The sequence below is a fragment of the Pseudomonas sp. GW821-FHT02H09 genome, from assembly GCF_059421425.1.
Genome location: NZ_JBWKVA010000005.1, coordinates 279,923 through 301,427 on the forward strand (window position 1 = coordinate 279,923; position 21,505 = coordinate 301,427).

The window sequence follows — 21,505 nt, forward strand, 5'->3', positions numbered from 1 at the left end:
CAGCATATCGCTTTAAACCTTTCACATATGCGACATAGATTTGCGACATTTCGTCGTCGAATTTGTGAGCCCCTGTGTCGGTGTGTACAATGACCTCCCTTTTGCCCCCGCAAAGCTGGCGTACGTTCAGCGTGGATGGTAAGCGGTTGAATTGAAAAGAAATTTGCCTCGATAAGAGGCAGCCTGGTGAGAAAGTGTCTATGAAAGCAGGTCTGTACCAACCAGATGAATTCAAGGATAACTGTGGTTTCGGCCTGATAGCCCATATGCAGGGCGAACCCAGTCATACCCTGTTGCAAACGGCCATTGAGGCCCTGACCTGCATGACCCACCGCGGTGGGATCAACGCGGACGGCAAGACCGGTGACGGTTGCGGTCTGCTGATGCAAAAACCCGACGTGTTCCTGCGCGCCATCGCCCAGGAAACGTTCGGTATTGAAATGCCCAAGCAATACGCCGTGGGCATGGTGTTCTTCAATCAGGACCCGGTAAAAGCGCAAGCCGCTCGCGAGAACATGAACCGCGAGATCCTGGCCGCCGGCCTGCAGCTCGTCGGCTGGCGTAAAGTGCCAATCGACACCAGCGTCCTCGGCCGTCTGGCTCTGGAGCGCTTGCCGCAAATCGAGCAAGTGTTCGTAGGTGGTGAAGGCCTGAGCGATCAAGAGTTCGCCATCAAGCTGTTCAGCTCCCGTCGTCGTTCGTCGGTGAGCAACGCGGCGGATACCGACCACTACGTCTGCAGCTTTTCCCACAAGACGATTATCTACAAAGGCCTGATGATGCCGGCGGATCTGACCGCCTTCTATCCGGACCTCAGTGACCAGCGCCTGCAAACCGCGATCTGCGTGTTCCACCAGCGCTTCTCCACCAACACCCTGCCGAAATGGCCGCTGGCTCAACCGTTCCGCTTCCTGGCGCACAACGGCGAGATCAACACCATCACCGGTAACCGCAACTGGGCACAGGCCCGTCGCACCAAGTTCGCCAACGATCTGATTCCTGATCTGGAAGAGCTCGGCCCGCTGGTCAACCGTGTCGGTTCCGACTCCTCGAGCATGGACAACATGCTCGAGCTGATGGTCACCGGCGGCATCGACCTGTTCCGTGGTGTGCGGATGATCATTCCGCCTGCGTGGCAGAACGTCGAGACCATGGACGCCGATCTGCGCGCGTTCTACGAATACAACTCCATGCACATGGAACCGTGGGACGGCCCGGCCGGCGTGGTCATGACCGATGGCCGCTATGCGGTCTGCCTGCTCGACCGTAATGGCCTGCGCCCGGCGCGCTGGGTTACCACGAAAAACGGCTTCATTACCCTGGCCTCGGAAATCGGTGTCTGGAACTACCAGCCTGAAGACGTGATCGCCAAGGGCCGTGTGGGTCCTGGGCAAATCTTCGCGGTGGATACCGAGACCGGCCAGATCCTCGATACCGACGCCATCGACAACCGCCTGAAGTCGCGTCATCCGTACAAGCAATGGCTGCGCAAGAATGCCCTGCGCATCCAGGCGACCATGGAAGACGACGACCACGGTTCGGCGTTCTACGACGTCGACCAGCTCAAGCAGTACATGAAGATGTACCAGGTCACCTTCGAAGAGCGTGACCAGGTGCTGCGTCCGCTGGGTGAGCAAGGCTATGAAGCGGTCGGCTCCATGGGCGATGACACGCCGATGGCAGTGCTGTCCCAGCGTGTGCGCACGCCGTACGACTATTTCCGTCAGCAGTTCGCGCAGGTCACCAACCCGCCGATCGACCCGCTGCGCGAAGCCATCGTCATGTCGCTGGAGATCTGCCTCGGTGCCGAGCGCAACATCTTCCAGGAGTCGCCGGAGCATGCCTCGCGTGTGATTCTCAGCTCGCCGGTCATTTCCCCGGCCAAATGGCGTTCGTTGATGAATCTCGATCGCCCGGGCTTCGAGCGTCAGATCATCGATCTCAACTACGACGAGAGCGTCGGCCTTGAAGCTGCGGTGCGCAATATCGCCGACCAGGCTGAAGAAGCTGTGCGCTCCGGTCGCACCCAGGTCGTTCTGAGTGACCGCCACATCGCGCCGGGCAAACTGCCGGTGCACGCTTCGTTGGCCACCGGCGCGGTACACCACCGTCTGACCGAAAAAGGCCTGCGTTGCGACAGTAACATTCTGGTCGAGACCGGCACCGCGCGCGATCCGCACCATTTCGCGGTGCTGATTGGCTTCGGCGCTTCGGCGGTCTATCCGTTCCTGGCGTACGAAGTGCTGGGCGACCTGATCCGTACCGGTGAAGTGCTGGGCGACCTCTATGAGGTGTTCAAGAACTACCGCAAAGGCATCACCAAAGGCCTGCTCAAGATCCTCTCGAAGATGGGCATCTCGACCATCACTTCGTACCGTGGTGCGCAGCTGTTCGAAGCTATCGGTCTGTCCGAAGAGGTCTGCGAGCTGAGTTTCCGTGGCGTACCGAGCCGCATCAAGGGTGCGCGCTTCGTTGACATTGAAGCCGAGCAGAAAGCCCTGGCCGCCGAAGCCTGGAGCCCGCGCAAGCCAATCCAGCAAGGGGGTCTGCTGAAGTTCGTCCACGGTGGCGAATACCACGCCTACAACCCGGATGTGGTCAGTACCTTGCAGGCCGCCGTGCAGCAGGGCGACTACAGCAAGTTCAAGGAATACACCGCGCTGGTGGACAACCGTCCGATCTCGATGATCCGCGACATGTTCCAGGTGAAAACCCTTGAACAACCGCTGGATATCAGCGAAATCGAACCGCTGGAATCGGTTCTCAAACGTTTCGACTCCGCCGGGATCTCCCTTGGCGCATTGTCGCCGGAAGCTCACGAAGCCCTGGCCGAAGCCATGAACCGCCTGGGTGCGCGTTCCAACTCCGGTGAAGGCGGCGAAGACCCGGCGCGTTACGGCACCATCAAAAGCTCGAAAATCAAGCAAGTGGCCACCGGCCGTTTCGGGGTGACCCCGGAATACCTGGTCAATGCCGAAGTGCTGCAGATCAAGGTCGCTCAGGGCGCCAAGCCCGGTGAAGGCGGTCAACTGCCCGGCGGCAAGGTCAACGGTCTGATTGCCAAGCTGCGTTATGCAGTGCCTGGCGTCACCCTGATCTCGCCACCGCCGCACCACGACATCTATTCCATCGAAGATTTGTCGCAGTTGATTTTCGACTTGAAACAAGTCAACCCGAAGGCGCTGGTTTCGGTGAAACTGGTAGCAGAAGCGGGCGTTGGCACCATCGCGGCCGGTGTGGCCAAGGCCTACGCGGACTTGATCACCATCTCCGGCTATGACGGTGGCACCGGTGCTTCGCCGCTGACCTCGATCAAATACGCCGGTGCTCCGTGGGAACTCGGCCTGGCCGAGACCCACCAGACCCTGCGCGGCAACGACCTGCGTGGCAAGGTTCGGGTACAGACCGACGGCGGCCTGAAAACCGGCCTCGACGTGATCAAGGCCGCGATTCTCGGTGCTGAAAGCTTCGGTTTCGGCACCGCGCCAATGATCGCGCTAGGTTGCAAATACTTGCGTATATGCCATCTGAACAACTGCGCCACCGGCGTTGCGACTCAGAACGAAAAACTGCGCAAGGATCACTACATCGGTACTGTCGACATGGTGGTGAACTTCTTCACCTACGTCGCCGAAGAAACCCGTGAGTGGCTGGCCAGGCTGGGCGTGCGTTCCCTCCAGGAGCTGATCGGGCGTACCGATCTGCTGGAAATCCTCGAGGGTCAAACCGCCAAGCAGAACCATCTGGACCTGACCCCGTTGCTGGGCAGCGATCACATCCCGGCGGACAAGCCACAGTTCTGCCAGGTTGAGCGCAACCCACCATTCGACAAAGGTCTGCTGGCCGAGCAAATGGTCGAGATGGCCACTTCGTCGATCAACGACCTGAGTGGTGCTGATTTCTCCCTGGATATCTGCAACTGCGACCGTTCCATCGGCGCGCGGATCTCGGGTGAAATCGCCCGTGCTCACGGCAACCAGGGCATGGCCAAAGCACCGATCACCTTCCGCTTCAAAGGCACTGCCGGTCAGAGCTTCGGGGTATGGAACGCCGGTGGTCTGAACATGTATCTGGAAGGCGACGCCAACGACTACGTCGGCAAAGGCATGACTGGCGGCAAACTGGTCATCGTTCCGCCGGTCGGCAGCGCCTACAAGACTCAGGACAGCGCCATTATCGGCAACACCTGCCTGTACGGCGCCACTGGCGGCAAGCTGTTCGCCGCCGGTACTGCGGGCGAGCGTTTCGCGGTGCGTAACTCCGGTGCTCACACCGTGGTGGAAGGCACTGGCGATCACTGCTGCGAGTACATGACCGGCGGTTTCGTCTGCGTACTGGGCAAGACCGGCTACAACTTCGGCTCGGGCATGACCGGCGGTTTCGCCTACGTGCTGGATCAGGACAACACCTTCGTTGACCGGGTCAACCACGAACTGGTGGAAATCCAGCGGATCAGCGGCGAAGCGATGGAAGCCTATCGCAGCCACCTGCAACGCGTGCTGAACGAATACGTCGAGGAAACCAACAGCGAGTGGGGTCGTAACCTCGCCGAAAACCTCGATGACTATCTGCGTCGGTTCTGGTTGGTCAAGCCTAAGGCTGCCAGCTTGAAATCGTTGCTTTCCAGCACCCGTGCCAACCCGCAGTGATATGCGCCTGAAGAGTTTGATGAGGTTTTAACATGGCTGAACGTCTGAATAATGACTTCCAGTTCATCGAGGTCGGGCGCAAGGATCCGAAGAAGAAACTGTTGCGTCAACGCAAGAAAGAGTTCGTGGAGATCTACGAACCCTTCAAACCCCAGCAGTCGGCCGATCAGGCCCACCGCTGCCTGGGTTGTGGCAACCCGTATTGCGAATGGAAGTGCCCGGTGCACAACTTCATTCCCAACTGGCTCAAATTGGTGGCCGAGGGCAACATCCTCGCCGCCGCCGAGCTCTCCCACCAGACCAACACCCTGCCGGAAGTCTGTGGTCGGGTGTGCCCGCAGGATCGTCTGTGCGAGGGTGCTTGCACCCTCAATGACGGCTTCGGCGCGGTGACCATCGGTTCGGTGGAGAAGTACATCACCGACACCGCGTTCGCCATGGGCTGGCGTCCGGACATGTCCAAGGTCAAACCGACCGGCAAACGTGTTGCGGTGATCGGTGCCGGGCCTGCGGGTCTGGGTTGCGCCGACGTGCTGGTACGCGGCGGTGTGACTCCGGTGGTGTTCGACAAGAACCCGGAAATCGGTGGCTTGCTGACCTTCGGTATCCCCGAGTTCAAGCTGGAAAAGACCGTGCTGAGCAATCGTCGCGAAGTCTTCACCGGCATGGGCATCGAGTTCCGCCTCAATACCGAAATCGGCAAAGACGTTTCCATCGAGCATCTGCTTGAAGAATACGATGCTGTGTTCATGGGCATGGGCACCTACACCTACATGAAGGGTGGCTTCGCCGGGGAAGACCTGCCGGGTGTGCACGACGCGCTGGATTTCCTGATCGCCAACGTCAACCGCAACCTGGGCTTTGAAAAGTCGCCGGAAGACTTCGTCGACATGAAAGGCAAAAAGGTCGTGGTACTCGGTGGCGGCGATACGGCGATGGACTGCAACCGCACCTCGATCCGCCAAGGCTCCAAATCGGTGACCTGCGCTTATCGTCGTGACGAAGCGAACATGCCGGGCTCGCGCAAAGAGGTGAAGAACGCCAAGGAAGAAGGCGTGAAATTCCTCTACAACCGTCAGCCGATCGCGATTGTCGGTGAAGACCGGGTCGAAGGTGTGAAGGTGGTCGAGACCCGTCTCGGCGCACCGGATGCCCGTGGCCGCCGCAGCCCGGAGCCGATTCCGGGTTCCGAAGAGATCATCCCGGCTGATGCCGTGGTCATCGCGTTCGGTTTCCGTCCAAGCCCTGCGTCGTGGTTCGAACAGTTCAGCATCCAGACCGACAGCCAGGGCCGCGTCGTGGCCCCGGAACAAGGCCAATACAAGCACCAGACCAGCAACCCGAAAATCTTCGCCGGTGGCGATATGGTTCGCGGTTCTGACCTGGTGGTGACGGCGATCTTCGAAGGCCGTAATGCCGCCGAAGGGATCCTGGACTACCTGGGCGTCTGATCCACTCCGATCGTTCCCACGCTCTGCGTGGGAATGCTGCCCGGGACGCTCCGCGTCCCTGACGGCGTGACGCAGAGCGTCACAAGAGGCGTTACCACGCAGAGCGTGGGAACGATCATCAGCTGTTGAAACCTGCGATAAATTGACCCGATAGACAAAAGGCGCGGCTCTTGCCGTGCCTTTTGCGTCGAGCTCTGAGAAAATGTCCGCACTTTTTTTCCGGATGCCGACATGACTGCCCTGAAGAACGACCGTTTCCTTCGTGCCCTGCTCAAGCAACCCGTAGACGTCACCCCTGTGTGGATGATGCGTCAGGCCGGTCGCTATCTGCCTGAATACCGTGCCAGCCGTGCCAAGGCCGGTGACTTCATGAGCCTGTGCATGAGTCCGGAGTTCGCCTGCGAAGTCACCCTGCAGCCGCTCGACCGTTATCCACAGCTGGATGCGGCGATCCTCTTCTCCGACATTCTGACCATCCCCGATGCCATGGGCCAAGGCCTGTACTTCGAAGCCGGCGAAGGCCCGCGCTTCAAGAAGGTCGTCAGCACCCTGGCCGACGTTGAAGCCCTGCCGATCCCTGATCCGCACAAAGACCTCGGCTACGTCATGGACGCGGTCAGCACCATCCGCCGCGAACTGAACGGCCGCGTGCCGCTGATCGGCTTCTCCGGCAGTCCATGGACACTGGCCACCTACATGGTCGAAGGCGGCTCCTCGAAAGACTTCCGCAAGACCAAGGCCATGCTCTACGACAACCCGCAAGCCATGCACTTGCTGCTGGACAAGCTGGCGCAGTCGGTGACCTCCTACCTCAACGGTCAGATCATGGCCGGCGCCCAGGCTGTACAAATCTTCGACACCTGGGGCGGCAACCTCTCGGCGGCGGCGTACCAGGAATTTTCCCTGGCCTACATGCGCAAAATCGTCAGCGGTCTGATCCGCGAACACGAGGGCCGCAAAGTACCGGTGATCCTCTTCACCAAAAACGGCGGTCTGTGGCTGGAAAGCATCGCCGACGCCGGTGCCGACGCTCTCGGCCTGGACTGGACCTGCGACATCGGCGAAGCCCGCCATCGCGTCGGCAGCAAAGTCGCTCTGCAAGGCAACATGGACCCGACCGTGCTCTACGCCAAACCTGAAGCCATCCGCGCCGAAGTCGGTCGCATCCTTGCCAGCTACGGCAAAGGTACCGGCCACGTGTTCAACCTCGGCCACGGCATCACCCCGGAAGTCGACCCGGAACACGCTGGCGCGTTCCTGCGCGCCGTGCATGAGCTGTCGGCGCAGTACCACGAATAACCAAACATCGAAAACAAAAACGCCCGGCTTATGCCGGGCGTTTTTGTATCGCAAAGATCTTTAGCGGTTCAGGCTTTCACATTCCCGGCCAACACCGGCAACTTCGCCAGCTTCAGCGCCACCAGCAGCGCAATGACCAGTAAACCGGTGATAAACAAACCGATGCCGTTCCACCCGGCGTAGTGCCAGAACATTCCGCCTGCGGTTCCCGCAATGCTTGAGCCGGCGTAGTAGCTGAACAGGTACAGCGACGACGCCTGGCCCTTGGCTTTGGTGGCGCGGCGGCCGATCCAGCTACTGGCCACCGAGTGCGCGCCGAAGAAGCCGAAGGTGAACAGCAGCATGCCGATCAGCACTGCTGCCAGTGGGCTCAGCATCGTCAGAGCAACCCCCACCAGCATCAGCACAATGGTGCCCCAGAGCATTTTGCGACGACCGAATTTGTCGGCCAGTGCGCCAACTTTGGCTGAGCTATAGATTCCCGACAGGTACACCACCGAGAGCAGACCGACGAATGCCTGGTTCATGTGATACGGCTCGGCCAGCAAGCGATAGCCGATGTAGTTGAACAGCGTCACGAAGGCGCCCATTACCAGGAACCCTTCGAGGAACAGCCACGGCAAACCGGCATCACGAAAGTGCATGGTGAAGCCGTCGAGCAGGCTGCGTGGGTGCATCGAGCGGGCGTGGAAGTTGCGCGACTCTGGCAGTATCTTCAAGAACACTGCCGCGGCAATGAGCGCCAGACCGCCGATTACCAGCATCGCGGTGTGCCAACTGACGAAATCGATCAACACGCCGGTGATCAAGCGTCCGCACATCCCGCCAATCGCGTTGCCACCAATGTACAACCCCATCGCCAGACCAATATGTTGCGGGTGGATTTCTTCACTCAGGTACGTCATGGCTACTGCGGCCAGCCCGCTCAGCGACAACCCGGTCAGCGCGCGCATTACCAGCACGCCTTGCCAGCTTGGCATCATTGCGCTGGCGATTGTGCACAGTGCGGCGGCGAACAGGGCCGCGACCATCACCGGTTTACGGCCGATTCGGTCGGAAATCGGGCCCGTGATCAACAGACCGATGGCAAGCATCCCGGTGGCGACCGAGAGGATCAAACTGCTCTGCGCCGCGTTGATGGAAAACTCGTGGGACAGCAGCGGCATCATCGGCTGTACGCAGTAGAGCAGGGCGAAGGTGGCGAAGCCGCCGGAAAACAGCGCCAGCACCGTGCGCATGAACATCGGCGTGCCTTTTTCGATGTAGATGTCGCTCCGTTCAGCGACCCCATCGTGTGGCGCAGAAGTTGGCATTTCGTGGGCTAGCGGGGCGACAGCAGTTTTCACGGGGTACCTCGGAGGGGCGCAGCCGGTCAGGCAATGAAAAAAGCATATAGCTGGCTAATGATTCTTTCCAATATATTGTTCGACCTGTTTGATAGGTTGTACGACCTAATGGAGTTTTCATGGAACTGCGTCATCTGCGCTACTTCATCGCCGTTGCCGAAGAACTGCATTTCGGCCGCGCCGCACAGGTGTTGGGCATCTCCCAGCCGCCGTTGAGTCAGCAGATTCAGGCGCTGGAGCAAGAGGTCGGCGCGCGCTTGTTCCAGAGGACCAATCGTCGGGTCGAGCTCAGTGAAGCCGGGCGGCTGTTTCTGGAAGAAGCGCGGTTGGTATTGGCACAAGTCGACAAAGCCGCCGACGTGGCCAGACGTGCGCAGTTGGGAGAGCTTGGGGAACTGAAGATCGGATTTACTTCGTCGGCGCCCTTCAACTCGAACATCCCGCAGGCGATTTTCACCTTTCGCCAGCGCTTCCCGGCGGTACATCTGAACTTGCGGGAAATGAGCAGCACCCAAGTGGCCGATGCGTTGGTGGATGAGTCGATTCAGGTCGGCATAATGCGACCGTTGCCACTACCGGATTCACTGAGTGTGGTCGAATTGATGCGCGAGCCTTTGGTGGCGGTACTCAGTTCCAAGCACCCACTGGTGGTCGGCAGTGAGGAGGGTTTGTACCTGTCGGCGCTGGCTCCTGAGCCTTTTGTGTTTTTCCCGCGCAGCTATGGCAGCGGGCTGTATACGCAACTGCTCAGCCTGGCGCGTGATGCCGGGTTCAGCCCGCACTTCGCTCAAGAGGCCGGCGAGGCAATGACCATCATCGGTCTGGTGGCGGCGGGGCTCGGAGTGTCGGTGTTGCCAGCGTCTTACCGGCGAATGCGCATCGATGGCGTGGTCTATCGACCACTGCTCGACCCGCAAGCGATCTCGGCGGTGTGGCTGGTGCAGAGAAAGGATCAAAGCTCACCGATGGCCAAAGCGTTTGTCGAGTTGCTGACCCGCAAGGCTGAGCCTGTTGGGTGAGGCGCCAGCACGCTTAAAGCAGTGCTGGCGTTTTTCGGTTATGGCTGGGCTCGCGGTTTCAGGTGCTCGATGGACTGGTCGACCATGGCCTTGGCAATCTCCAGTAGATGCCACACGGCGAAGACCATGGAGCGCTCGGCGCCTTTGAGGTGATCTCCGCATTCGTAAGCCGTGACTGACGCACAGCGCAGCAAGTCAGCGGTGTAGAGCATCGAGTCTTCGAAGCTCACATCCTTGCTGACGTTGTAAAAACGCAATTCGTCGGGCGCGGCGGGATTAGCATCAGGCAGGTAATAATCCAGGGCACGGTACAGCGCGGCGCGGTCCTTGAGCAGGTCGCGGGTGAAGGCTTTGTCCATTGACGGGGGGACGGGTGGATCGGGGACGATTTTATCCATGTGGTGTTGCTCCTATCGGTGCATGGGAGCCGTCACTGGTCGCTGCTAAACGATGAGGGTGGCGGCTGTGCGCAGGTTAGCAGACCGGCCAATAGGAAACCCGGCGCACCCGAAGGTGCCCTGCGCACAGCCACCATAAGCATGAGGACGTTAAAAAACGCTTGCCATGAGGTATGGGGGCGCTATGCGCCTATTGGACGTGGGCTGCTAAACCCGATCACTGTTATGCAGTGACGGAGCGAAGACTAGCCGCGGGATCTGGTAGGCACAAGGCGCAAAGATTCTCTAGGAAATGTCCTGCAAGATAAAGAGATTTGCCTTTCTGGCCCTTAAAGATCGCGGGCAAGCCTCGTCCTGAGAGCACCCAGAGGAGTGGACATCTCAGGTAACGGATCGGCCTTAGTGATTTGTTCAACATTTGCGCAGAATCGATTTTTTTCGGCGAGTGCCATGGATGCCACTTCAATACCAACCAAAGGAAGGCAGCGTGCTCATCTGCGATTTCAGGGGCTATGAAGTCCCCGAGATGGTCAAGGTCAGGCCAGTTGTCGTCATACGTAAACACCGAACCAACAAGCTATTGGTAACGGTTGTGCCATTGAGCACCACGGCTCCCGAGTCTTTTCTAGATCACCATCTGGAGCTCGAAAACCATCTTCAAGGAGGGAGTCCTATTTGTTGGGCGAAGTGCGATATGGTTGCGACCGTCAGTCTTCCCAGGCTTGATCGGATCAAGCGACGAGATCGGCAAGGAAAGCGTGTTTACGAAATCTCACAACTTTCGGTAGAGGAGTTTGCCGCGATCAAAGCAGCTGTTCGCAGCGCCCTGGGGCTATAAAGCCTAAATGCATGAGGCTATCGGGCGATTTGCCACCGGTTGCCGGTAGCTTGGTTTCGGGCAATACTGGCCGCGTTCCCGAAAGGGGCTTGTGAGACTCTGAGGATCCTGGGTAACCAGCCATCGCAGAGCCAGACAGGCACAGAGCGATGACAAGCCAGCCTGTTTGTGAATGAGGGCGCCGAGAGGCGCCCTTTGTCGTTGTGCGCCAGGCATGGCGCGTTTGATCGTTCCCACGCTCTGCGTGGGAATGCCTCATTGGACGCTCTGCGTCCGCTCCGGATTGTGACGCGCAGCGTCACGGGCTGCATTCCCACGCGGAGCGATGGGAACGATCAACTAAACGCAGTTACTGCCAGCGGCGGAAGATCAGCGAGGTGTTGACGCCGCCAAAGGCAAAGTTGTTGTTCATCACGTACTGGTTGCTCATCTGCCGGAACTCGCCGCGCAGGTAATCCAGCGCGCCGCATCGCGGGTCGATGTCATCGAGGTTGAGGGTGTGCACGTACAGGTCGCGGTTCATCATCTCGATGCTGAACCACGACTCCAGCGCCCCACAGGCGCCGAGGGTGTGACCCAGGAAGCTTTTCTGCGAACTGATGGGCATGTGGCTGCCGAACAGGCTGCTGGTGGCCAGGGTTTCGGCGATGTCGCCCTGTTCGGTGGCGGTGCCGTGACCGTTCACGTAGCCGATGTCGGATGGCGCAAGCCCGGCATCTTCCAGCGCCAGCTCCATGGCCCGGCGCATTGTGGTTCGCTCGGGACGGGTGGCGTGCAGGCCGTCGGCGTTGCAGCCGAAACCGACGATCTCTGCGTGTATGTGTGCACCGCGAGCCAAGGCGTGTTCCAGTTCTTCGAGCACCAGCATGCCGCCACCTTCACCGATCACCAGGCCATCGCGGCCGCTGTCATAAGGACGCGGGCTGGTGTGTGGCGCATCGTTTTTCAGGCTGGTGGCGTAGAGCGCGTCGAAGACCATGGCTTCGGTCGGGCACAGCTCTTCGGCGCCTCCAGCGAGCATCAGCGGCAAACGTCCGAATTTGATCGATTCATAGGCATAACCGATGCCCTGGCTGCCGCTGGTACAGGCGCTGGACGTGGGGATCAACCGGCCGGTGAGGCCGAAGAAGATGCTGATATTCGCCGCCGTGGTGTGGGGCATCATGCGCACGTAGGAGTTGGCGTTGAGGCCCTCTGCCATCGAGTTCAGCAGCATCTTGCTGAATGCTTTGATCTCGTCGGTGCTGCCGGTGGACGAGCCACAGGACACGCCCATGCGGCCGTCCTTGATCGAAGCATCGCCCAGCAGCCCGGCATCGGCCAGGGCTTGCTCTGCCGCGGCGACCGCCAGACGCGAAACCCGGCCCATGCTGCGCAATTGCTTGCGAGTCCAATGGGCGGGCACCTTGAAGTCATCGATCGGCCCGGCCAGTCGGGTGTTCAATTCAATAAAGCGATCCCACTCATCCATGCGCCGAATGCCGCTGCGGTTGGCGCGGAAGTTGGCGGCGATGGTTTCCCAATCTCTGCCCAATGAGGTGATGCCGGCCATGCCGGTGACGACGACGCGCTTCATCAGCACAGGCCTCCATTGACGGCCAGAACCTGCCGTGTGATATAAGCCGCTTCCGCAGACATCAGGAAATTCACCGCGCCGGCGACCTCTTCAGGCGTACCCATGCGTTGCGCGGGGATCATTTTCATCAGCTCTTCGACCGGTACGTTTTCGTCGAGCATGGCCGTGTCGATCAAACCCGGTGCCACACAGTTGACGGTGATCTTGCGCTTGCCCAGTTCGATGGCCAAAGCCTTGGCGGCACCGATCAAGCCTGCCTTGGATGCGCTGTAATTGACCTGCCCGCGATTGCCGATCAGCCCGGAAACGGAGGTGATGCAGACAATCCGCCCGGCGGCGCGACGACGAATCATCGGCATCATCAGCGGGTGCAGCACGTTGTAGAAACCGTCGAGATTGGTGCGCATCACCACGTCCCAGTCTTCCTCGCTCAGCGCCGGGAAAGCGCCGTCGCGGGTCAGGCCGGCGTTGAGCACTACTCCATAATAGGCGCCATGGGCTTCGACGTCGGCCTCAAGAATCGCTTTGCAGGTGGCGCGCTCGGACACGTCGAATTGCAGGATGCGTGCATTGCGCCCCAGCGCCTGGACTTCGGCCTGCACCGCTTCGGCGTGGCTGAGGCCGCTGCGGCAATGCAGCACCAGATCATGGCCAGCCTGGGCCAGACGTAAAGCAATGGCGCGGCCGATACCACGGCTGGAGCCGGTGACCAGTACGGATTCAGTCATGACTGGACTCCCGAGATTCGTGAAGATAGTGAGCCGGCTTAGGCGGGCAGAACACATTCAGGCGCGCCGTGGCATGGATACCGGGTGCATTGATGTGGCATTCGAATACGCCCATGCCGTTGTCGTCCTCCAGTGTGCGCAAGGCGTGGATGGTCAGTTCGGTGCCGACAGGGAAGCGTTCCACATTGCATTCAAATTTACGCGTACCGAGCAGAAATCCAAGCTCGACGGCGTTGCCTTGCAGGCGCGCGCGACAACCGGCAAAGGCGGCGACGCTCTGGGCCATCAGCTCGACGCCGACCCAGGCTGGCAGGCTGGCGTCTGTCTGGTTGAACAAACCACCGGGTTTGACGGTAAGGCGGGTGTGGATTTGCTCTTCATCGAACGACAGGACTTGATCGATCAGAATCATGTCGCCAGCGTGGGGAATCAGTTCGGCGAGCGGCCAGTCAATCATGGGGCGTCTCCGATAATCAGGCTGACGTTATTGCCACCGAAGGCAAAGGAGTTGCTCATCAGGTAGCGCGGTGTGGTCTGGTCGAGGCGATCGGCGGTCGTCACCCAGCTCAGTGCCGGCAATTCGGGATCGGCCTGGCCGTCCCAGACGTGCGGCGGCAAGGCGTGCCTGGTGTTGTCGGCGGACAGGCTCAACCAGCAGAAGGCAGCCTCCAGCGCCCCGGCCGCGCCGAGGGTGTGGCCGCTCATGGGTTTGGTCGAGGAGCAGCGCACGCCGCCCGGGAACAGCGCCGCGACCGCCAGGCTTTCCATGGCGTCGTTATGCTGCGTTGCCGTGCCGTGCAGGTTCAGATAACCGATTTGCTCGGGCTGCAAGCGTGCGTTGCTCAAGGCTTTACCCATGGCTTGCAGGGCGCCCAGACCGCTCGGTTCGGGCGCGGAAATATGGTGCGCATCTGAACTGGCACCGCCGCCAAGCAACGCAATGGGCTGGCTGTCGCCGGCGCTTTTACTCATCAGGAACAGCACCGCCGCTTCGCCAATATTGATGCCGTTGCGATTGACTGAAAACGGATTGCAGCGCTGCCCGGATACGGCTTCCAGCGCCGAGAAACCGTTGAGCGTCAGCTTGCACAAACTGTCGGCACCACCGCATAGCACCGCGTCGCACAGGCCCAGGTCCAATAGCCGTTGAGCGCTCATCAAGGCGCGGGCGCTGGAAGTGCAGGCGGTGGAAATCACATAGGCCGGGCCGCTCAGTTGCAGCCAGTCCGCGAGGAAGTTCGCCGGGGAGCTGAGTTCCTGTTGCTGATAGTCGTAGTCGGCGGGGAACTGCCGGTCGCGTACGTAGCTGGCGATAGCGCGACTGCCCTCTTCGATGCCCGAGGTGCTGGTGCCCAGGACGATGCCGATGCGACTACGGCCATAGGTCTGAATCGCCTGGTCGATGTCATCACGAATTTGCAGCGCGGCTTCCAGCAACAACCGGTTATTGCGGCTGCTTTGCTGGTTCAGTTCGGCGGGAATACTTGCCAGCTCGCCCTGTACCGCCGCCACGGGCAACGCACGATCAGGTACCCAGCCGGCTTCGACACGCATGCCCGAGCAGTCGCCGGCAAACAGGTTACGGGCGACTTCGTGCTTGTTGCGGCCTAAACCGCAGATCAGCCCGAGGGCATTCAAATAAGCCGTCATGGCGCAGTCTCGGCGGTCAGCGGGGTGATGTGATAGTGCAGGCTTTGAGGCAGGTTCAGCTTAAAGTCCAAAGGCTGTTGATAGCGAATGTTCCAACGTGGGCCGAGGGAGCGCTGCGAACCTTGTTGCTGCGCCGTTGGATAGTTGCCCAGCAGTTCGCCCGCAGGCGTCAAGGCAAACAGCAGCGCGGCAAACAGCTCGCGGGCTTCGGGGTTGGGTGGCAGCAAGCCGTCGGCCTGCCAGGTGCCGTCAATCAGCCGCTGACGGGCCAGCGGGATCCCCAGCGGGTCGATCAGCGACCAGCGCAGGCTTTGCCCTTCACGCTGAATCACCAGCAGCCAGTCCTGGCGTTGCTCGGCTTGCTGGCGTTCGATGTGCAATTGCAGCGGCAATGGCAGGTTCGGGTTTCTCTCGGGCAGCGGCGCCTGGCTGGCGCAGGCGCTCAGCAACAGGACACAGCTCAAGAGCAGGGGGCGAATCATCAGACCTTACCTTCAAGGGGTTTGCGCGCGACCACGTTGACCAGTGTTTCTTCCCGTTGGCCGAAGGGTTTTGGACGGCGCAGGCCAAGGAGTTCCAGCAGGCCGAAATCCTTTGAACGGCTCCACCACAGATAAGGGTAAGACACGTTTTGCGCGCTGAATTCAAAACCTTGATCGCGGATCATCTGCAGGTACTGTTGGGCGCTCTTTTGTACATGCATCGGATGGCGGAACAACCAGCGGATCACCCAGGTGTCGATGTAGGCTTCGGTGGACTCGGCGAACAGCAGATAGCCGCCAGGCTTGAGCACCCGATAGAACTGGGCGAGGGCTTGTTCCTGTTCCACCAAGTGGTGAAAGGTCTGGTGGCAAAACAGCAGATCGACGCTGGCGTCCGGCACCGCAAGGGTCGCGCAGTCACTGCCGATCAGCTCGACGTTGATGTTCTGGCGACGGGCCTCTTGCGCGCTCACGGTCAGGCTGTGGGGGTCGGCATCCAGTCCGATCAGACGTTGTGGAGCGAACACCTGACACAGGTACTGGAATGACTTGCCCTGGCCGCAACCGGCATCCAGCAGCACCGGATTGCTCGGCAACTCATCGCTGAACAGTTTGCGCAAATCGTTGATTGCCACCCGCAGCACACGGTATTGCCAGGTGTGGCTGCGCAGGAACCAGAGGCCGAAACGGGTTTCTTCGACGTAGTTGTCGCTGAAGTATTGACGGGTCATGTTATGTCACTCGCGCAGATTTCAGACAGCATCCGCAGTCGGCGTTTGGGTTCGCTGACGAACGGGTTGCGTTCATCCCACGCATAGCCGGCGAGGATCGAACTGATCATACGGCGAATCTCCGACGAGCTGCCGGGGTGGAAAATCACATCCTGGAAGGTCCCGGCGTACCAGCCTTCGACGTAGCAGCGGAAAGTATCCACGCCACGCTTCAAGGGTCGCGCAAACTCACTCTGCCAGTCGACATTTTCACCCTGCAATTGGCGATGCAGCAACCCGGCGGCCATGCTCGCCGAACGCATGGCGATGGTTACGCCGGAGGAGAACACCGGGTCGAGGAACTCCGCTGCGTTGCCGAGCAAGGCGAAGCCCGGCCCGTACAGGGCTTTGACGTTGGCCGAATAGCCGCCGATGGTCCTGGCATCGGTGTCCCACACCGCGTTCTGCAGCACGCTTTGCAGGCTTGGGGTTTGAGCGATAAAGCCGCGCAGGCACGCATCCAGATCGCTGGAGCCGCTTTCAAAATGCTCCTTTGCCGCGACCACGCCCACCGAGCAGCGACCGTTGCTGAACGGGATGGTCCAGAACCAGATATCGCGATGGATCGGGTGGGTGGTGACAAGGATTTTCTCGCGTTCGAAACGCGGGCTGTCGATACGGTCTTCAACGTGAGTGAACAGCGCCTGACGCACCGGGAAATTCGACGGTGCTTCCAGGTCCAGCAAGCGCGGCAACACACGACCGTATCCGCTGGCATCGAGCACGAAGTCGGCCTCGACGCGGTACTCGCTGCCGTCTTCGCGACGAGCGCTCAACTGCGGTTTGGGCAGGTTGAAGTCGACATCGATGATCTCTTCGCCGTAGCGGATGTCCACGCCCTGCAACTCGGCCTGATCAGCCAGCAGCTTGTCGAAATCGGCGCGCTGGACTTGAAAGGTGGTTGGCTTGCCGTTGCTGAAGGTGTCGCCGAAATCGAAGACGCTGTAACGCTCGCCCCAGGCGAAGGCTGCACCGTTCTTCATCTGAAATCCGGCGGCCTTCACGGCGTCGAGCATGCCGGCTTCTTCGACGAAATCCAGGCAATGGGACAACAGACTTTCGCCGATGGAAAATCGTGGAAAGTGCTGACGCTCGATAATCAATACATCGTGGCCTTTACGTTTGAGTAGCGCGGCCGCGATCGCACCGGATGGGCCGGCTCCAATCACCACAACCTGGCGACGTTCCATTTCAACTGTTGGCACTGGGGCTCCTTGCCGAAACGGCGGCGTGTGAAGGAATGCGGCGGATACCGGCAAGTGCCGGTAGCAACGTTGCGATCAAGCCCATCAGCATCAGCGCGAAGTACAGTGCCGGGCTGATCAGCTGTTGTTGCAGCAGCAGGTTGAGAAAGACGATTTCGCTCAACCCGCGAATATTCAGCAGCAAGCTTTCCCGCCAGCGACTGGCGCCGGCAAAGGAGGAGCCGGCCCAGCCCAGACCGAGCCAATTGCCCAGCAGCTTGCTGAGGATCGGCAAGACCAGCAATGCACCAAGCTGAACCCGGCTGAGGCTATCCATGGCGCTGTGTACGTTGATCTGGACAATGCCGAAAGTCAGGATCAGCGGAATCGCGATATGGGTCTGTATATGACTCATCCAGGCAGCCTTTAACGGCAGCACCAGTGGCAGCTTGAGGACGGCCATGCACAACAGATAGCCGATGCCGAAAATCAGCGCGTTGAGCTTGTAGTGTTCGGCGACCACCAACAGCCCGAAGAAGCCCAGGCTGTGGAGCATCGGCTGACGCATACCCAATACACGCAACAATATCGGCAGGCAGGCGCCGGCCAGCGGCAGCAGTAAGCTACCGAGGTGCAAGCTGCCTTGGGCAATGGCGAACAGGCTCCAGCAAGTCAGGTCGATCAGGATCGCGGTTTGCACCAGCCGGCGGGTTGCCGCCGGCGGATAGTCAATGTGTCGCAGGTACAGATAGAGCACCGGAATCGCAGTGATCGCGAACAGCAAGCCCACCGCCAGTGAGCTCAGCCACGGCTGGCTCGGCAACATCCAGAAGGTAGTGGCAAGTCCGCAGGCAAACGGAATGCAGAAGCTCGGCAGGGCGATTTTCAGGCTTTGACGATCCAGCCGCAGGTCGATCACGTCGCTGAGGATATGCCCCAGTAGCAGTGCGAAACTCAGGCTGTAGAGGTTTTTCAGCCAGCCCGGCGACACCAGTTCGGCGCCGCTCAGCTGCCAGTGCGGTTCGATCCACAACAGCATCAGCAGCGGCAGGCCGAAAGTCGCCAGCAGCAACTGGCTGACGATCGGGATCAAACCGTAATGACGACCCACACGGGTCGCCACGGCGAACAGCGCCAAGGCCAGCAGCCAGAACAACGCGACCATCATGCTGCCGGCTCCGCGACGGGTGTGGCGTGGGCATGATGCCTGGCCCATGGCGCGAGGATGAAGCTGAAGGCAAGACCCAGGCTCACCGACAAGCCAAAGTTGCTCACCGCCGGCGTGCTGGAAATCGCCAGCAGGCCGAACGACAGCCAGGTGGTCGCTGCCGCCAGCAGGGTGCCGAGCAGGCTTACCGCCGCGCCGCCAATTTGCTCACGCATGAGAATCGCGTAGTCGACACTGATGGCCGTCACCAGCAGCAGGCCGAACAGGCTAAACAATGTCAGCGGCTGCCCCAGCCAACCGAGGCTGGCCAGGCTGCACAGCGCGGCCAGCAGCGGTAGTGCGACGATCCGTAGCGCACCGCCCAAGCCAAACGGCAGGATCAGCAGCAGCACAATCAGGATGCAAGACATCAACTTCAATTCAGCGGCGCTGATCTGGGTCGCGGCGAAGACTTTGTTCAGGTCCCCCAGTCGATCGACTAATTGCACGCCGGGTAAATCCAGCGCCTGAACCCGCAGCAACTGCGCGTTATTCAACCCTTGCAGGCTGACCATCCCGGCCACGCCATCGCTGGTGGCTCCCAGCCACAGCGGGCGCCACGGCTCGGCCAGCGGTCCGCTCAGGGCTGCGTCGATGTCTTGGGTGGGGAGCGTCTGCAACTGCGTCAGTTCGGCTTGCAGGGCGCTGGCCGGTATGCCGAGGTCGAGCAGCGGCTGCCAGAATTGCGGCAGTTTGTTCAGCGCTTCGCGAACCCGTTGTTGTTCGCTGGGTTGGCTGACCAGTTGATTGAGTGACAGGTAGCCCTGGAGTTTTTCCAGGTTGATCAGTTGATCCAGACGCTGGCTCAGGGCGCTCGAACGCTCAAGCAGTTGTTGCTGATCGGCCGCCCGCACCAGGAAGAACTGGCTGGTAGGTTGATAACCGGTTATCCGCGCAATCACCTGAGCTTCGTTCATCAGTTCTGGCGGTGTGCTGATCCATTGGCGGATATCGTTTCTGGTCGTGAGTTGCCACAGTCCGCCGGCACAGAACAACACCAGCAACCCCAGCAGAACCGGGCTGCGAACCCGACTCAACAAGGCCTGGCGCGCGTTCACCAGCCATTGTGCGACTTGCAGCGGCCACTGCGCCGGGCGCAGATCGGTGCCCTTGAGCATTGCTGGCAGCAAGCACACGGCAGACAAATAAGCGCCGAGCAAACCGGCGGCGGAGAACACCGCGATCTGGGTCAATGCCGGGAACGGCGTCCAGGCCAGCGCCAGATAGCCGATGCAACTGGTGGCCAGGCTCAGGGTCAACCCCGACAGCGTCAGGCGCAACGCCGGCCAACTGTGCCACGGCTTCAGACTCCAGCTCTTGGACAGGTAATGCAGCGGGTAATCCACCGCCACGCCGATCAGGCTCGAACCCAACACCAGCGTTATCACATGCATATGGCCGAACAGCGCCACGCAAGCCACGGCGCCAAACAGCATGCCCACCAGCACCGGAACGAAGGCCAGCAGCACGCGAAAGCGGCGGAAGGCTAGCAGCAGCAACAACAGAATGCCGACGGTGGCACCGCCGCCGACCCAGGTGATCTCGCGGGTCGCCTGTTGCTGGCCGTTGGCCGCGTATAGCAGGCCGCTGGCGGCGAGCAATTGCACGTTGGCCTGTGCTGCTTGTTCGCGACTGTGTTTCAGTAGCTCGGCCACTTGCAGCGGCAAGTGCATGTCGAAAGCGTTGCCCTGAGTGCGAGCCCGCAACAGCACCCAACTTTTGCCGTCGGCATCGGCGATCAACGCGCCGCTGCCAATATCCAGTTGCACCGCGCCGCGCTGCGGCTGGCTGTTCTGAATACGCCCGGTCAAACCCAGCCAGTCATCCTGGCTCGGCACCAGACTGAATCCGGTAAAGGGGTCGAACAACGCTTGTACGCGTTGTTGGATAAACGCCTGCGGCTGCTCGATCAGCTGTTGCCGATCTGCCGCCGAGAGCATCGCCACTCGCCCTCGCAGCAGCTGCGAGCGCAGCGCCGGCAAGTCGGCTTGCAGATTCCACTGGACCTTCTCGAACAAGCCGCTGGCCTGCCAGCGCTCGCCCAATTGCTGAGCCATGGCGATGGCCTGCTGGCGATCGGTGTGGCCAACCAATACCAGCATTTCGCGGTTCAGCGGCTCTTGCATGCGTTGTTCGGCGCGCAGCTCCAGTGCATCCGGCGCAGTGCCCGGTACCAGTTCCATCAGGTTGGCGGACAGCGGTGCAGCGCCGCGCCATTGCCAGCCGGCCAGGACCAATACGGCCACCAGCAGGATCAGGAACAGTCGGGGCAACCAGCGTTCACTCGGCAAAGTCATGTTGCTCCGCCTCGCTCAGAGGTTTGAAGCGGGTGGTGTCCTGCATGCGCAATATGGTGCTGTCGCCCTGGGTTTCCAGCAACTCGATACGTTGCACCAGCGTGCCGCCGTCGATGTTGATCCGGGTGAAGACTTGCTTGAGCAGCATGGAGCGCGGCGTCAGCGTCAACTTCCATTGCTGGGCGTCGCCTTGCAGTTGCAAGTCGAAGTCCCGTTGCAGGCCACTGCTGTCGCCCTGCAGTACGGCGAGGAATATACGGTTCTGCTCGGCGCCGGAGCTCTTGTTCGGCAGCATTTGCCAGCCGTTGTCATTGCGCCGGGCAATGCCTTTGGCGCTGATGCGATAGTCCTGTTGCAGCGGAGTCTTGAGCAACCAGAGCAAACCGTGATCCTTGGCCAGGACGAAAGTGCCTTTGCTGGTCAGCGGCTGCGGCAGGGCACGCAGGTGTTTTTCCTGAATGAAGCTGCCGTGGATAACCTCGGGCCTGGCCAGCTGATCGCTGAGTTGTTGCAGGTCAAAGGCGAAGGCCTGCGATGACAGGCCAAGCATTAGCAGCAAACTCACCCACTTCCCGTAGCAGCTGCCGCCAGGCTGCGTTCGGCCGCGAAGC

At 60.5% G+C, this 21,505-nt stretch carries 17 protein-coding genes; 5 read left to right on the plus strand and 12 right to left on the minus strand.

Going from position 1 to position 21,505, the window contains the following annotated elements; all coding sequences use genetic code 11:
• Positions 1-200: 200 nt before the first annotated feature.
• The 3 genes from gltB (at position 201) to hemE (ending at position 7,399) form a co-directional block, all read left to right on the plus strand.
• Positions 201-4,649 (plus strand): glutamate synthase large subunit, encoded by a 4,449-nt coding sequence (gene gltB, locus AC07VR_RS09125; RefSeq protein ID WP_495011058.1) that lies wholly within the window; start codon positions 201-203, stop codon positions 4,647-4,649.
• 32 nt (positions 4,650-4,681) lie between these two features.
• Entirely contained in the window at positions 4,682-6,100 is a 1,419-nt protein-coding gene (locus AC07VR_RS09130; RefSeq protein ID WP_495011059.1) for an FAD-dependent oxidoreductase, read from the plus strand.
• A gap of 231 nt (positions 6,101-6,331) precedes the next feature.
• Positions 6,332-7,399, plus strand: coding sequence for a uroporphyrinogen decarboxylase (gene hemE, locus AC07VR_RS09135; RefSeq protein ID WP_495011060.1), 1,068 nt, complete (start codon positions 6,332-6,334; stop codon positions 7,397-7,399).
• A gap of 68 nt (positions 7,400-7,467) precedes the next feature.
• Here hemE and AC07VR_RS09140 read toward each other — a convergent pair whose 3' ends face one another.
• Entirely contained in the window at positions 7,468-8,712 is a 1,245-nt protein-coding gene (locus tag AC07VR_RS09140; RefSeq protein ID WP_495011086.1) for an MFS transporter, read from the minus strand.
• A gap of 152 nt (positions 8,713-8,864) precedes the next feature.
• On the opposite strand from AC07VR_RS09140, the gene AC07VR_RS09145 reads away from it, so the two are divergent.
• Positions 8,865-9,764 (plus strand): LysR family transcriptional regulator, encoded by a 900-nt coding sequence (locus tag AC07VR_RS09145; protein ID WP_495011061.1) that lies wholly within the window; start codon positions 8,865-8,867, stop codon positions 9,762-9,764.
• Positions 9,765-9,802: 38 nt separating this feature from the next.
• On the opposite strand, the gene AC07VR_RS09150 is transcribed toward AC07VR_RS09145, so the two are convergent.
• On the minus strand, positions 9,803-10,162 hold the full coding sequence (locus tag AC07VR_RS09150; RefSeq protein ID WP_495011062.1) for a DUF6124 family protein: 360 nt from the start codon (positions 10,160-10,162) through the stop codon (positions 9,803-9,805).
• 454 nt (positions 10,163-10,616) lie between these two features.
• On the opposite strand from AC07VR_RS09150, the gene AC07VR_RS09155 reads away from it, so the two are divergent.
• Positions 10,617-11,000 (plus strand): type II toxin-antitoxin system PemK/MazF family toxin, encoded by a 384-nt coding sequence (locus AC07VR_RS09155; RefSeq protein ID WP_495011063.1) that lies wholly within the window; start codon positions 10,617-10,619, stop codon positions 10,998-11,000.
• Between the two features lie 349 nt (positions 11,001-11,349).
• On the opposite strand, the gene AC07VR_RS09160 is transcribed toward AC07VR_RS09155, so the two are convergent.
• From AC07VR_RS09160 to AC07VR_RS09205, 10 genes are read right to left on the minus strand one after another with little or no spacing between them, the layout of a single operon-like run.
• On the minus strand, positions 11,350-12,576 hold the full coding sequence (locus AC07VR_RS09160) for a beta-ketoacyl-ACP synthase (RefSeq protein WP_495011064.1): 1,227 nt from the start codon (positions 12,574-12,576) through the stop codon (positions 11,350-11,352).
• Positions 12,576-13,304: a 3-oxoacyl-ACP reductase FabG gene (gene fabG / locus AC07VR_RS09165; RefSeq protein ID WP_494995491.1), complete on the minus strand. Its 729-nt coding sequence runs from the start codon at positions 13,302-13,304 to the stop codon at positions 12,576-12,578. The genes AC07VR_RS09160 and fabG overlap by 1 nt, the downstream gene beginning before the upstream one ends.
• A complete protein-coding gene (locus tag AC07VR_RS09170) occupies positions 13,297-13,761 on the minus strand; it encodes a hotdog family protein (protein ID WP_495011065.1) in 465 nt (154 codons plus the stop codon). The genes fabG and AC07VR_RS09170 overlap by 8 nt, the downstream gene beginning before the upstream one ends.
• On the minus strand, positions 13,758-14,954 hold the full coding sequence (locus tag AC07VR_RS09175; protein ID WP_495011066.1) for a beta-ketoacyl-[acyl-carrier-protein] synthase family protein: 1,197 nt from the start codon (positions 14,952-14,954) through the stop codon (positions 13,758-13,760). Before AC07VR_RS09175 ends, AC07VR_RS09170 begins: the two co-directional genes overlap by 4 nt.
• The gene (locus AC07VR_RS09180; protein WP_494995494.1) at positions 14,951-15,436 is read right to left on the minus strand and encodes a hypothetical protein; all 486 of its coding nucleotides are present in this window, start codon (positions 15,434-15,436) and stop codon (positions 14,951-14,953) included. Before AC07VR_RS09180 ends, AC07VR_RS09175 begins: the two co-directional genes overlap by 4 nt.
• On the minus strand, positions 15,436-16,167 hold the full coding sequence (locus AC07VR_RS09185) for a class I SAM-dependent methyltransferase (RefSeq protein WP_494995495.1): 732 nt from the start codon (positions 16,165-16,167) through the stop codon (positions 15,436-15,438). The genes AC07VR_RS09180 and AC07VR_RS09185 overlap by 1 nt, the downstream gene beginning before the upstream one ends.
• Positions 16,164-17,411, minus strand: a complete 1,248-nt coding sequence (locus AC07VR_RS09190) for an NAD(P)/FAD-dependent oxidoreductase (RefSeq protein ID WP_495011067.1) — start codon at positions 17,409-17,411, stop codon at positions 16,164-16,166. The genes AC07VR_RS09185 and AC07VR_RS09190 overlap by 4 nt, the downstream gene beginning before the upstream one ends.
• Positions 17,398-18,558, minus strand: coding sequence for a sodium:proton antiporter (locus AC07VR_RS09195; RefSeq protein WP_495011068.1), 1,161 nt, complete (start codon positions 18,556-18,558; stop codon positions 17,398-17,400). The genes AC07VR_RS09190 and AC07VR_RS09195 overlap by 14 nt, the downstream gene beginning before the upstream one ends.
• Entirely contained in the window at positions 18,555-20,894 is a 2,340-nt protein-coding gene (locus AC07VR_RS09200; protein WP_495011069.1) for an MMPL family transporter, read from the minus strand. Before AC07VR_RS09200 ends, AC07VR_RS09195 begins: the two co-directional genes overlap by 4 nt.
• A complete protein-coding gene (locus AC07VR_RS09205) occupies positions 20,878-21,444 on the minus strand; it encodes an outer membrane lipoprotein carrier protein LolA (protein ID WP_495011087.1) in 567 nt (188 codons plus the stop codon). The genes AC07VR_RS09200 and AC07VR_RS09205 overlap by 17 nt, the downstream gene beginning before the upstream one ends.
• Positions 21,445-21,505 lie beyond the last annotated feature (61 nt).